The following is a 12,474-nucleotide window of genomic DNA, read 5'->3' on the forward strand; positions in this document are numbered from 1 at the left end:
CGCGCACCGGCGCGGGCCTCTTCGGCCGAGGCAGCGCCGGGCGCCGGGACATCGTGCAGCGCCACCACGTTGTCGCTGCTGGCGGCGCGGGCCAGCACCTCGTCCAGGTCCAGCGCCTGCAACGCCCCGGAAACCGCCAGTTCGCGCTCCACCACCTGCGCCATCAACAGTTCGTTCAGATGCAGCTGCGAGGCCGCCACCCAGGTGGCGAATGCGGCCCGCTCGGCCGCACTGGGACCGTCGCGCATGACCTGCAACCACTCGGCGGCCTCGCGCGCGGCGCGCTCCCGGCTCTGTTTTGGCGATGTGCGGTAGATATTCATGGCATCACTCGATACGTGCGCGGGCGCACGACAACATCCTGTTCAACGTTCCAGGCTGGCGCGCACGTGCGCCAGCGCTTCCACACTGTATTTCTTGACGGTATGCACGCTGAGCCCGAGCCGCGCGGCGATCTGCGCATGGCTCAGGCCCTCGCGCCGCTCCAGCAGCAGGACTGCCAGCCGGCTGGGCGCCAACTGCGCCAGCGCATCGCCCACCTGCCGCTCGAAGAAGGCACCGCCTTCGTCGAACCCCGCCTGCCCGGGATTGTCCGCCACCGCCTCGACCACGGTCGAATCGAACACCAGGCGGCCCTGGCGCTGGCGCATGTTGAATTCGCTGGCCACGTGCCCGGCGATGCCATAGATGTAGGCCAGCGGGTTGCGCACCGACTCCAGGTTCTGCACGCGCAGCAGGCGCAGGTATACCTCCTGCACCAGGTCGCCCAGGTCCTGCGCATCGGCCACGCGCCGGCGCAGGAAGCGGTGCAGTTCGCCGCTGTAGTCCTGCACCGCCTGCAGGGCGAAGGCGCGCGCGGCGGGGTCGTTTCCGGCCGGCTGCATCAGCGCCGCTCCTGTCCGCGCGCGCGCCCGGCCAGGCGCGCCGGCGCAGCGGTTCCCGCGTTGAGCATCATCGCACCCTGTCCTCCCGGCTCGTGGCGGGCGCCGTCGGAGCGCCCGCATACCTGTCCTGTGGGGTCCAGGAGGCGATTAGGGTAATACGCTGGCGCATGGCCATTCAGCGGGCGATCATCTGGCGGGTACCAGCCAGCCTGACAGCGGCGGCCTCGCAAGTCACGCGCCGGGCGTCCGCCGCCTTGCGCTCCCGGCGCCCGCCGCCCTGCCGGCGCTGGCGCCGGCAGGCGGATCAGGCCGTGGCCTGTTCGCGCTCGATGCGTTCGGTCTCGGCCGCCAGCAGTTCCGGGTGCAGGTCGAACTGGTCGGACAGCAGCAGGGTGCGCGCGGCTTCGGTGACTTCGATGCGTTCGGCCTGCAGCAGGTCGCCGTCGCGGAACAGCTCGATGTAGCTGTCCAGCACGCCGGACAGCGTGCCCTGGGCGGTGTCCGGCGCGGCCAGCATCAGCTGCAGGCCCAGCGAGCGCAGGTAGCCGGTGATGGCGCGCGCGTTCTGCGCGTCGATCTTGTCGCCGAATTCGTCGAGCAGGATCAGCCCCAGCCCGCCCGGGTGCGCCTCGCTCTTGCCGTAGGCGGCGGCCAGCGCGGCGCCGGCGATCACGTACAGCGGCGCGCGGTGCTCGCCGCCGGAGCCCGAGCGCATGCGCTCGCTGAGGCTGCCGATCACCCGATCTTCCTGGCGGATCTGCACCTCGAAGCGGAAGAAGCGGCGGTAGTCGTCCAGTGGCGAGTTGGCCACGTGGGTGGCCGCCTTGTCCTCGACCAGCGCGCGGAACGCCTCGGGCACCTGGCCGGCGCTCTCGAACAGGGTGTCCTCGCCGCCGATGTCGGCGGCGCGCTGGATGAAGCGGTGCAGCTCGCGGAACTCCGGCACCACCTCGTAATGGAACTGGTAGCGCTCGTTGTTGGAGAAGGCCGGGCTGGCGCGCAGGGTGCGGTTGAGCGTGGCGATCTGGGTCTTGAGCCGGGTGAAGTTGTCGTACAGGGTGGAGGCCACGCCGGTGCGGAAGGTATCCACGGCGGTGGCGTAGGCCTGGCGCGCTTCCTCCTCGTACTGCACCAGCTCGGTGTCGCGCAGCTGGGCCAGCTCGCGCTGCAGCAGGCCGCGCGCCGGGCGCCAGGCGCTGGCATCGAAATCCAGTTCCAGGCCATGGTCGCGCGCGTACTGCGCCAGCCCGCTCCAGGCCTCGGGCAGCAGCCGCGCCAGCTGCGCGTCGCTGTCCCTGGCGCGTTCTTCGCAGCGGCGGGCGCGTTCTTCCAGCGACGGATATTTCTCGTCCAGTTCCTCGCGCTGGCGCTCGACCCGGTTCGGGTCGACGTCCGGATCGGCGAAGGCTTCCACCGCACGGCGCGCGACCAGGTCTTCCTGCTGGCGCAGGCCGTCGAGCAGGCCGTGCGTGCGTTCGAGGTTGGCTGCCGCCACGGCTTCCTGGCCGACCAGCGCATCGGCGCGCTTCTCGCAATCAGCCAGCTGGGTGTTCAGTTCGCGCAGCTGTTCGGACAGGCGCAGCAGGTCCGGATCGAGCGAGGCCAGACGGCTTTCCTGCGCGCTGCGGTAGCGCTCGGCCACCTGCCGGTGCTCAAGCACGCGCTCGTGCAGCGCCTGCGCCACCGCATCGGCGTCGGCCAGCCGCGCCAGGCCGCGCTGGCAATCGTCGGCGCGACGCAGGCGCGGTTCGATCTGGCGCAGCTCCTGCTCGGCCTTCTCGATTTCCTCGTGCAGCACGCGCAGGCGCGCGCGGTTGTCGGAAGCGCCGATGCGCAGGTCGCCCGCTGCCGGCAGGCGCAGGCGTTCGATGCTGCCGCCGCGCGAGAGCAGGCCGTCGCGGGTCAGGCCCTGGCGGCTGCGCACCAGTTCGGCCTCGGTCTCCACGCAGCGCAGTTCGCCGAGCTGGCGGCGCAGGAAGGCCAGCGCATCGGCGTTGACGCCCTCCAGCAGCGCGGCGACGCTGCCGGCCTCCGGTTCCTCGGCGCCGCGCGACCTGCGCGCCTGGCTCGACAGCGCCAGCTTGACGCCATATACCGAGCGCCCGCCGGACAGGCCGCGGTACAGCTTGACCGCACGCTCCTCGTCCTTGTCCGGGATCAGCAGGGCTTCGACGTTGCTGCGCAGATAGCCTTCGATGGCGTGCTGCCAGGTCGGGTCGGTGACCCGCACCAGGTCGCAGACCGGGCGCGCGTCGATATTGGCTTCGCGCAGGTAGCTCATCAGCCGCACCGTATCCGGGTGCAGCTCGGCCTGGCCGGCGGCCAGGCGCTTCTGGTTCTGGCGCGCGGTTTCCAACGCATCGCGCGCCTTGTCGTGCGCGGCGTGCAGCTGGCGGGCATGGCGGTCGACCCGCTCGCGCAGCGGCGCGGCCGCGCGCAGCGCCTGGCGCGCGCGCGCGAACAGGTCGTCCGGCGCCCATGGCAACGCATCCTCGGCGGCCAGCGCCGACAGTCCGGCATGCCAGTCGTCCCATTCGGCGCGCGCGGCGGCCAGCGTCGTGCCGTCGACATCGTCCAGCGCCAGCGCGTCGAGCTGGCGGAACTGGTCGCGCACGAAAGCGACTTCGCGCGCCAGGTCCTTCTTCAGCTGCGCCAGACGCTCGCGGTCGCGACCGGACAGTTCGTCCAGCTGCGCCTGCTCGCCATAGCCGGCGCTGCCCTGCAGGCGGGCATTGGCGCGCGCCTGTTCCTCGCGCAGGGTGTCGCGCTCGACACGGGTGTCGGCGAGGCCGCGGCGGGTGTCGGCCAGCGCGCTCTGCGCATCGGCCAGCGCGCCCTCGGCCTGGTCCAGCTGCTCGCTGTACAGGTCGCGCGCGTATTCGGCGGCCAGTGCGCGCGCGGACGCGGCGCGGGTCGCCTGCCCGGCGATCTTCTCGTACTGGCGCTCGGCGCCTTCGGCGGCGTCGATGCGCTGCCGCACCTGTTCGATCTTCTCCTTGATCTGGCGGAAGCTGTCCAGCAGCGCGCGGAAACGGGCGATGTCGGTAGGCCGGTCCTCGGCCACCAGGGTGCGCACGAACAGGTCCACGTCCTCGACCCGCTGCAGGTTCAGCGCGTTGAGGAAGGCCTTGCGGTAGGCATTGAGGTCGGGGCTGGCCGACGGGCTGGCGCGCAGGCGCAGCAGCAGGTCGCGCAGGAAGCGCTCGGCGTTGGGATGCAGCTGCGGCGTTTCGCCCACGTCCTTGCAGCGGCGCGCGATGTGCTCGCGGAAGGTATTCCAGGCCAGCGGCAGTTCCTTGCCCTTGACCCGCTCCAGGTGTTCGTCCAGTTCCAGCGCCACGCCCGGCAGCAGGTACAGGCCATGCGTGCGGTGTTCGGGTTCATCGATCGAGGCGCCGAGCGCGATGCCGGCGGTCAACGGCACGCCGGTCTCGGTGTCGCGGAACACCAGCGAGATGTAAGTGGTGGCGGTACGGCGCTTGCGGCCTTCATCACCGCTGCGGAACACGCCCAGGCAGTAGTCGCGGATGGTGCGCGCGCGGTGGCTGCCGCCGGCCTGCGCGTTGAAGCGGATGCGGCTGCGGTCACCGCCCAGCAGCACGATCTGCAGGGCGTCGAGCAGGGCGCTCTTGCCGGCGCCGTTGGGCGCGATGATGGCGCTGGTCGCGTCCAGCTGCAGGCTCTGCGCCTCGAACAGGAAGAACTGGACCAGGTGGATGCGTTCAAGCTGCTGCATCGTCGTCCTCCGCGTCCACGTCGCCCGCTTCGTCGCGGTTGTGCTGGTCCAGTCGCTGCAGCCACTGCTCACCGACGATCTCGACGATGGCCGGACGCACCCGCAGGTGGAACGGCTGCGGGTCGTCGCCTTCCGACTCCACCAATCGGCTCACGCCCCAGCGCTTGAGCGTGCGCGCCAGCGCGCGCAGCGCGCCGACGTCGGGCATCGCGCGGCCGGTCAAGGCCTGCCAGCTTTCCTGCAGTTCGGGCAGCTCCACCACCACTTCGCCGTGATCCTCGATCAGGCCTTGCCGCATCGCTTCGTCGTAGCGCTGGCGCAGCACCAGCAGGGCCAGGGTTTCGTCCAGCGTCACCGGTGCGCCTTCGCCATGCGCCGGCAGCGCCACCACGTAGCGGTAGTGCGCGTTGCGCTCCAGGCGGATGCCCAGCGGCTCCAGCGCGGAGACGAAATCGGGGTAGTGGTCTTCGACCAGGTGGTAGGCCACGCGCGAACGCGCGTCGGTGGCGTACAGCACCTGCTCGGTGGCCAGGCGGTAGGCGGCGCGCTCGAAGTCCTGCACGGCGTAGGTGCCGTTGGACATCTGGCTCAGGGTGTTCCAGCTGCGTTTCATGCGGTTTCCGGGAGTGTTGCGCCGACCCGCAGGATGCGGAAGCGCGGGCCGCGCAGGTAATCGTTGTTCTCGCCGTTGCCGGCATCGAGCAGCTCGACGCGGAAGCCGCGCAGCAACCGGCCGAGCGGGTCCTCGCGGCGCAGGCCGCCGATGCGGTTGCCGCGCAGGGCGAGCGTGAGCAGGGTCTGGTAGGCGCGCAGGTCCTCGATGCTGGCGATGTCCAGCCGCGCCGAGTCGATCGCCGCGCCCTGCTGCAGGTGGCGGCCGACGTAGCGCGCCATGTCCTCGGCGTTGACCAGGCGCGCGCGCTTCATCCGCCGCAGCAGCGACAGCCGCGCCAGCTGCTCGGGTGTGGGGGGGGTGGTGGCATTGGCGCTGCGCGGAATCAGCACCGGCCTGCGGTGCGGCGGGCGTAGGCGCGTCTCGTCCATCAGCGGCCCCGGTGCCACCGGCAGGCGCAGCGCGTCTTCCGGTGCCGACAGCACGCCGCGGCAAGCGCGGCGCAGCAGCACGTCGAGCCGGTCGGGCGCGCGCAGGCGGTAGTCGAGGAAGGCCAGCGCGCGGCGGTTGGCCTGGCGGATGTCCTCGTCCAGGCGGGTCAGGTATTCGTCGATGCGCTCCAGCTCGCGCAGGCGGCCCAGGCTGCGCGACAGCCGCTGCTGCGCGCGCGCCTCGTCGCCGCCGGTGACGTGCTCGCGGTACCAGGCCACCAGCGTCTCGCGCGGGGCGCCGGATTCGAGCTGCTGCACCATCGCCAGGATCGAGCTGCGCCGCGCCATCGGGTGGTCGGCGCGGTGCAGTTCGGCGTAGTCGCCGATGAACAGCTGGCCGACATAGCGTTCGAACCACTGCCGGGCGAACTGCGCGGTGGTCTCGGCCTTGCTCAGCTCCGGCATCAGGTCGCGCACCTGCAGGCTCATCGAGGCCAGCGACACCAGCAGCCGGCGCGCCTGGTCGGCAGCCTCGTCGAGGATGCCGCCGTCCATGCGCCCTTCGGCGACCTGCTGCAGCTGCAGCTCCACCGAGCGCATCTTGGCCGAGACGAAGGTCGGGCCGTGCTCGCTGAACTCCACCAGGGTGGACAGCAGCTGCGCCACCATCGGCGGCATGGTCACCATCTCGCGCGCGCCGATGCGCTCCTGGCGCAGCCAGCCGGCGGCGCGGAAGCGGTCGTGGATGGCGTTGGCGCGCACATTCAGCGGCGCGTCCGGGGCCTGCCCGTCCTCGTCTTCCCACGGGTCGTCGGTGAGCAGGTAGCGCTCGATCGCGGCGGTGATCTCGCGGCGCGGGAAGCCATGGCTGGGCGGCACCGGCGCATCCGGGCCGAAGAACTCGTCGAACATCCGGCACAGCAGCGACCAGTAGTTCTGGCGGTTGGCCGAGGCCAGCGGGCCGAAGATGCCGGCGGGTACGACCGTGAACAGCGGCGGGGTGGTCGTGGGGGTGGTCGTGGTCAAAACGTCGGGGTCCTGCAGCTTCCTGCCGTGCGGCGGCGATTGTGGCATATCGCCGGCAGCGAAGCCCTGCACCCGGCCGGGCCGGATACGACGATGGGCGCCCCCCGGGGCGCCCATCGCTGGAACGCTATTGCAGGCCGTCAGAACTTCTGCGTATAGCGCATGTAGAGGATCCGGCCATACCCGTTGTACAGGTTGAAGTTCCATGGGCGGCTGCTGACTTCCACCTCCGCAGGGTAGCGATCACCGACGTTGTTGCTGCCCAGGGTGATGCCGGCATTCCACGGCGTCTTGTAGGTCAACGCCAGGTCGTGGGTCACGTAGCTGCCCACTCGTGTGTCGGGATCGCCCGCGAAGAAGCCGAAGCTGGGCTTGACCGACGGATTCTTCTGGGCGCCGATGTAATTGGCGTTCCAGTTCAGGCTCCAGTTGCCCCGGGTCCAGGTGTTGCGCAGGCTGCCGCGCATCTCCGGTGCGGTCACCCAGCCCAGCCGGTCCTTGACCAGGGTGCCATCGGTCACCTTGAACTCGAGTACGCGGCCGAGCTGCAGCCAGCTGTCGAGCTTGCCCCATCCGGCAGCCTGGAAGCTGCCGCGCAGGTTCAGGTCCAGGCCGCGCGTGGTCAGGTCGCCCTCGTTGGCGAAGGCGGTTTCGACCTGCCTGATCGAGCTGTTCGAACGCCGCTCCACCTTGGTGCCCGAGGGGAGCGGCAATCCGTTGTTGTCGAAATCCACCAGCTCCTGGTACTCGATCAGGCGGATGCGGTTGTCGATCTGGATGTGGTAGTAGTCCAGCGTCGCGTTCAGCCAATCCAGGGGATCCCATGCCAGGCCCAGGCTGTACTGCCGCGAGTGCTCCGACCCCAGGTCCGGATTGCCGCTGTACCAGGTATCCACCTGGTAGCTGACGTTCTTGGCCACCGGGCCATCGGCGATGCCGTCATTGTTGGCGTCGCCGCCGCAGTCCACGGCCGAATACCCCATCGCCAGGCAGGTCCGGTAGTCCTGCACCTGTTCGGCGGAGAACGAACGCTTTGCATGGATGTGGTTCAGCGTAGGCGCGCGGAAGCCCTTGCCGGCGGATGCGCGCAGGGTCAGGTTGGGCAGCGGCTGCCAGCGCAGCGACGCCTTGGGCGACAGGTCGCCGCCGTAATCGCTGTAGCGGTCGTAGCGGGCGGCCAGGGTGAAGTCGAAGCGGTCCATCACCGGCAGCAGCCACTCGGCATAGGCCGCGTGCACGCGCCGGCTGCCGGCCGCCGAGTTGCCCGCCGAACCGGCGACCACGCCGGCCTCGGACAACGAGTCGTAGATGTCGGCGTAGTCCTCGCTGCGGGACTCGACGCCGAAGGCCACCGCCGAGCGCCCACCGGCCATGTCGAACAGGTCCAGCGACGCATTGGCATAGGCCTCCTCGATGACGAACTTGCCGTCGCGGCTGGTGGTGGTGGTGAAGCCCTTGATCACGTCCTCCGCGTTGCCGAAAGGATCGCGCAGGTTGTAGCGGCCATCGGCGGCGGCGGCCTCGGCCAGCGGGGTGACGATGTAACCGCGCCCGAGCTCGCCCAGCCGGGCATCGCTGCGGCGCAGGCCGGCATCGATGGAAAGCCGGTCGCTGACCTGCCAGTTCATCCCCAGGTTGATGTCCAGCACGGTGTTGTCGACGAAGGTGTCGCGATTGCCCGCGGCCGCATAGCGGTGGTAGACGAACGCGCCGCGCCCATCGCCCGGGACCGGGTCGTTCGGCGAGTTTTCCGGCACGTAGAGCACGCCCGGCGTCGGCGCATAGCGGCCGAAGCTGCTGGCATGGCTGTAGCTGGCCGCAGAATACAGGGACACCGCATCGTTGAGCTGCAGCGTGCCGCGCGCGAACAGCGATTTGTTCTTTATCGAGGCTTCGTTGGCCGCCTCCGCGTTGTAGTCGTAGACGCAGTTCTTCTCGTTCATCCAGAAATTCGGGTCGTTGCAGGCATAGCCCGGCAGTGCACCGCCGGCCTCGCCCTCCTCGCCAGGTTCGGTCGCGCTTTCAAAATAGAAATTGTTCCCGTACGGCGAGCCGCCGCGGATATCGCCGCCAAGCTGATCGCGCGCGAAGACGATGCCGCGCGAGTTGTACGATGCGCCGAACATCAGGTTGCCGCGCTCGCCGGAGATGCCGAACAGCACCGAGGCCTCGTCGGTATCGCCACCGGTCACGCTGGGCGTGCCCTTGCCGATGCGCACCTCGGCGCCATCGAAGTCCTTGCGCAGGATCACATTGACCACGCCACCGATGGCATCGGAGCCATACAGCGCGGAGGCGCCGTCGGACAGGATCTCGATGCGCTCCACCGCCGCCAGCGGGATGGTGTTGAGGTCGGCATTGGTGCCCAGCGACGGCGCATAGGGCGCGCGGCGGCCATCGATCAGCACCAGCGTGCGATCCGAGCCGATGCCGCGCAGGTCGACGTCGGACACGGCCTGCGCGCTGCTGCCCGAGCGCGGGCTGAAGTTGCCGAACGAGGCGAAGGTGGTGTCGCGCAGCACGTCGGCGACGGAGACATGGCCGCTGGCATCGATCGCGGCGCGGTCGATCACGGTCACCGGCACCGCGCCTTCGACGTCGGCGCGCTTGATGCGCGAGCCGGTCACTTCGATCCGGTCCAGGCTGTGTACGTCGGACGGCGACTGCGACTGCGCCAGCGAAGCGAATGGAACCAGTGCGGCGGCGATCCCCAGCGGGAGCGCCGCCAGCCGGATGGCCGGCATGGAATAGCGGTTTTTCACGGATTTCTCTCCTGATGATGTTAGTGAGGCGTTAACGCCACACGACGTTAAAGAGCCGCTCACGCCACTGCGCCGCATGCCCTGTCCATTGGGTTTGCACGGTCTGCCGGCACGCTCCGCTCACCGTTGCGGTACAGCGAGGGGGAAACGCCGAAGTGCGTGCGGAACGCGCGCGAGAAGCTGCAGTTGTTCTCGAAGCCGCTGGCCGCTCCCACCTCGGTGATGGACAGCGGCGTCTCGCGGATCAGCCGTGCGCTGTTGGCCAGGCGCAGGCGTACCGAGGCGGCCTGCGGGCACTCGCCATAGACCGCGCGGAAGGTCTTGGTGAAATACCAGACCGACATGCTGCTCAGCTCGGCCAGCTCGCCGATCCGGACCACGCGGTCCATGTGTCCTTCGATGTACAGCAGCGCGCGCTGCATGCGGGCGTACACCTGGCGCCGGTGCGACAGCGAGCGCCCCGGGCAGCGCGCGATCTGCGCCTGCTGTCCCTGCTGCAGGCCCGCGGCGGCGCGCAGCCATCGCTCCATCTGCCAGCGGTCGGCCGCGATGGCCTGGATGCCGCGGGCAGGCGTGCCCGCCACCGCCCGCCAGCGCCGCGCCAGCAGCCGCTGCATCAGCGCCGACATCGCGCCACGACCGGGGAAGAGCGCCAATTGCGGTGAACGCAGCGCCTGCAGCTGCATGTCGGCCGGTATGACCATGCCGATGGCGACGGTGCGCTCGCCGGCATGCAGCACCGGACAGGCGCCGCGATCGAAATGGATCCACTGGCCCGCACCGAGCCGGAACGCACCGGTGCGGGCCGCGATATCCAGCCCGCCCCTGAGCACCAGCCAGAGCGACGCCTCGGCGGCGTTGACCGCCAGGCTGGCACCACGCGCGACCGCCACCAGCCACGCGACGCCGGGATCGCCGCCGCGCTCCAGCTCCTGCACATCCCCGCGATCGAGCCTCAGTACCTGCACTTGCACCTGCATGACCACTCCTTTGTCGGATCTGGCCATCTGTTTGATCGTTCGAGGCCTGAAATGCCGGAAATGCAGCCGAAATCTTTCCGAAATCGCCGGTTCGGGGCGCCACGCGCGACGTGGACCGTCCGCTCCGCGGACAACCGGACAGTGCGGACATCCGCGCCGGCGCTGGCGCTGCCCCGCTTCCGCCGTCCGTGCCGGACACGGAAACGCGAAGGCCCGCACGGCATGCCGGTGCGGGCCTTCGTCGGTGGCGGGAAACCGCTGCGTCAGCGGCGGCGGGCATGGCGCCTGTATTCGGCCGCATCGATCATGCGCATCTCGCGCACGGCGCAGGAGGCGCCCCTGCCGGTCACCACGCTGCCGCGGGTGCACACGACGTTCTCCTCGCCACCGGTGGCGATCACCACGCTCGAGCTGCGCATGGTCGCCTCGCAGTAGCCACCGAAATCCAGGCTGATGTGCTCCTCGCCATCGGCGATGAGCATGCGTTCGGCGCCAGCGCGCACGGCCGTGTGCTGGCCGGACAAGGTGACGCAGGTCGATGGCGCGTCGGCGCTCTTTCCGGCGGCAAAGGCATCCATGGGCAGCAGGGCGGCAGCCCCCAGGGACAGGACGATCATCAGACATCGGTACATGGCGCTTTCCTTCTTCATCCGAGCCCGGGATGGGCACGGATGCAAGGCTAGGCAGCGGGCGCGGCTGCGGAATCTGCTTGAAGTCGCGATGACCATGGAGTGGGGCTGGCGCCAGAACATGCAAACAATGCGTTCGTCCGCCAACGCCACGCAGGCCGAAGGCGTCGCCAGCCTGAACGCCTTTGCGCGACCTGACCAAAGGCACATGCCGCCGCATCCACGCCGCCAGCATCCTCCGCCCGGTGATGGAACGGCCGGCATGGCCCTGCATCGCACGGGCGGACGACGGCGGCGTGCCATGCATGCGCGGCACGCGTCGTCTCCATGATCAAGGCGGGGCATGCTGGCCAAGCCTGCACTCGGGCAGACCGGCGTAATGGAAGAGCGGGCAGTCATCGGCGAACGTCGCAACGGCAACGCAGCGGGAGCGCAAGCGCCTCCGTCCGGGCTCCTGTGCGTGGGCGACCACGAGGTCGACCTGGCCCGGCGCACCGTGGTCTCGCGCATCGACGGCGGCTCCCGGCGATTGACGCTCAAGTCGCTGCAGGTGTTGCTGGCGCTGGTGGACGAAGCCGGCAGGGTGGTCAGCCGCGACGCGCTGCTGGCGCGCGTATGGCCCGACACCCTCCCCACCGACGATGTGCTGACCCAGGCCATCGCCCTGCTGCGCAAGGCGTTCGGCGATGATCGCGAAGCGCCGCGCTACATCGAGACCATCGCCAAGGGCGGCTATCGCCTGCTGGCCGCGCACCAATGGCAGGCACCGCCCGTCGCGGCCGCCGAGCCTGCGCCGTCCGCGCCCCCGCCTGCCGCGATCCCCCGCGGACGGGTACGGCGACGCGGGTGGACGCTGGCGGCAGCGGCAACGGCACTGTTCGGATCGCTGGCGCTGTTCCTGCATGCCGGCTCCACGCGCGACAAAGGCGCGCTGTCCGGAGCCGCCGACTCCCTGCACGCGCCGTCGCTGCAGTACCGGGCGATCGTTTCCTCGCCCGAGCAGGAAACCATGCCGCGGCTGTCGCCGGATGGAACGCAGCTGGTATTCGCCCGCCTCGATCCGCGCACGCGCAGGCAACTGCTGCACATCCAGCGCACCTCGCAGGCCAGCGCGCGCCAGTTCGCGTTCCCCGGTCCCGGAGAACAGGACAGCCTGCCGGCGTGGTCGCGCGACGGCCGGCGCATCGCCTTCGTCCGCAGCTCCGGCAAGGACTGCCGTTTCATGGTTGTGGCGGCCGATGGCAGCGGCGAGCGCACGGCGGGCGACTGCGCGGACCCGGACGGGCTGTCGTTCGACTGGACGGCCGATGGCCGCGCGCTCGTCGCCGGCGGCATGCGCGCGGCTGCCGGCGCGGGCGGCGCCCTGCGCCGGCTCGACCTGGCCAGCGGGCGCTGGCGGACGCTGGACTACGG

The 12,474-nt window shown here is 70.2% G+C and carries 10 protein-coding genes; 2 read left to right on the forward strand and 8 right to left on the reverse strand.

Going from position 1 to position 12,474, the window contains the following annotated elements; all coding sequences use genetic code 11:
• From QMX80_RS15415 to QMX80_RS15450, 8 genes are all read right to left on the reverse strand, one after another.
• A partial coding sequence (locus QMX80_RS15415) for a DUF4880 domain-containing protein (RefSeq protein WP_282277978.1) occupies positions 1-323 on the reverse strand: 323 nt, incomplete at its 3' end.
• 42 nt (positions 324-365) lie between these two features.
• Complete coding sequence (locus tag QMX80_RS15420) at positions 366-884, reverse strand: RNA polymerase sigma factor (protein WP_055770448.1); 519 nt, start codon at positions 882-884, stop codon at positions 366-368.
• A 304-nt stretch (positions 885-1,188) separates the two neighbouring features.
• Complete coding sequence (locus QMX80_RS15425) at positions 1,189-4,620, reverse strand: SbcC/MukB-like Walker B domain-containing protein (RefSeq protein WP_282277981.1); 3,432 nt, start codon at positions 4,618-4,620, stop codon at positions 1,189-1,191.
• Positions 4,607-5,233, reverse strand: a complete 627-nt coding sequence (locus QMX80_RS15430) for a DUF4194 domain-containing protein (RefSeq protein WP_055770454.1) — start codon at positions 5,231-5,233, stop codon at positions 4,607-4,609. Before QMX80_RS15430 ends, QMX80_RS15425 begins: the two co-directional genes overlap by 14 nt.
• Positions 5,230-6,690, reverse strand: coding sequence for a Wadjet anti-phage system protein JetA family protein (locus tag QMX80_RS15435; RefSeq protein WP_282277985.1), 1,461 nt, complete (start codon positions 6,688-6,690; stop codon positions 5,230-5,232). The genes QMX80_RS15430 and QMX80_RS15435 overlap by 4 nt, the downstream gene beginning before the upstream one ends.
• A 140-nt stretch (positions 6,691-6,830) precedes the next feature.
• The gene (locus QMX80_RS15440; RefSeq protein ID WP_282277987.1) at positions 6,831-9,452 is read right to left on the reverse strand and encodes a TonB-dependent receptor; all 2,622 of its coding nucleotides are present in this window, start codon (positions 9,450-9,452) and stop codon (positions 6,831-6,833) included.
• Positions 9,453-9,511: 59 nt separating this feature from the next.
• Entirely contained in the window at positions 9,512-10,432 is a 921-nt protein-coding gene (locus tag QMX80_RS15445) for an AraC family transcriptional regulator (protein WP_273082909.1), read from the reverse strand.
• Between the two features lie 263 nt (positions 10,433-10,695).
• On the reverse strand, positions 10,696-11,064 hold the full coding sequence (locus QMX80_RS15450; RefSeq protein WP_273082911.1) for a hypothetical protein: 369 nt from the start codon (positions 11,062-11,064) through the stop codon (positions 10,696-10,698).
• On the opposite strand from QMX80_RS15450, the gene QMX80_RS15455 reads away from it, so the two are divergent.
• Positions 11,063-11,392 carry a hypothetical protein gene (locus QMX80_RS15455; RefSeq protein WP_282277988.1) on the forward strand — a complete coding sequence of 110 codons (330 nt, stop codon included), beginning with the start codon at positions 11,063-11,065 and terminating at the stop codon, positions 11,390-11,392. The genes QMX80_RS15450 and QMX80_RS15455 overlap by 2 nt on opposite strands.
• 12 nt (positions 11,393-11,404) lie before the next feature.
• A partial coding sequence (locus QMX80_RS15460; protein ID WP_282277989.1) for a winged helix-turn-helix domain-containing protein occupies positions 11,405-12,474 on the forward strand: 1,070 nt, incomplete at its 3' end.

This window comes from Stenotrophomonas sp. PS02297 (assembly GCF_029959705.1).
Classification (GTDB): Bacteria; Pseudomonadota; Gammaproteobacteria; order Xanthomonadales; family Xanthomonadaceae; genus Stenotrophomonas; species Stenotrophomonas nitritireducens.

Excerpts from the sequence above, each read along its gene's own strand:
- QMX80_RS15420 (WP_055770448.1), bottom strand. The coding sequence starts at position 884 with ATGCAGCCGGCCGGAAACGACCCCGCCGCGCGCGCCTTCGCCCTGCAG.
- QMX80_RS15425 (WP_282277981.1), bottom strand. The coding sequence starts at position 4,620 with ATGCAGCAGCTTGAACGCATCCACCTGGTCCAGTTCTTCCTGTTCGAG.
- QMX80_RS15430 (WP_055770454.1), bottom strand. The coding sequence starts at position 5,233 with ATGAAACGCAGCTGGAACACCCTGAGCCAGATGTCCAACGGCACCTAC.
- QMX80_RS15445 (WP_273082909.1), bottom strand. The coding sequence starts at position 10,432 with ATGCAGGTGCAAGTGCAGGTACTGAGGCTCGATCGCGGGGATGTGCAG.
- QMX80_RS15455 (WP_282277988.1), top strand. The coding sequence starts at position 11,063 with ATGGCGCTTTCCTTCTTCATCCGAGCCCGGGATGGGCACGGATGCAAG.
- QMX80_RS15450 (WP_273082911.1), bottom strand. The coding sequence starts at position 11,064 with ATGTACCGATGTCTGATGATCGTCCTGTCCCTGGGGGCTGCCGCCCTG.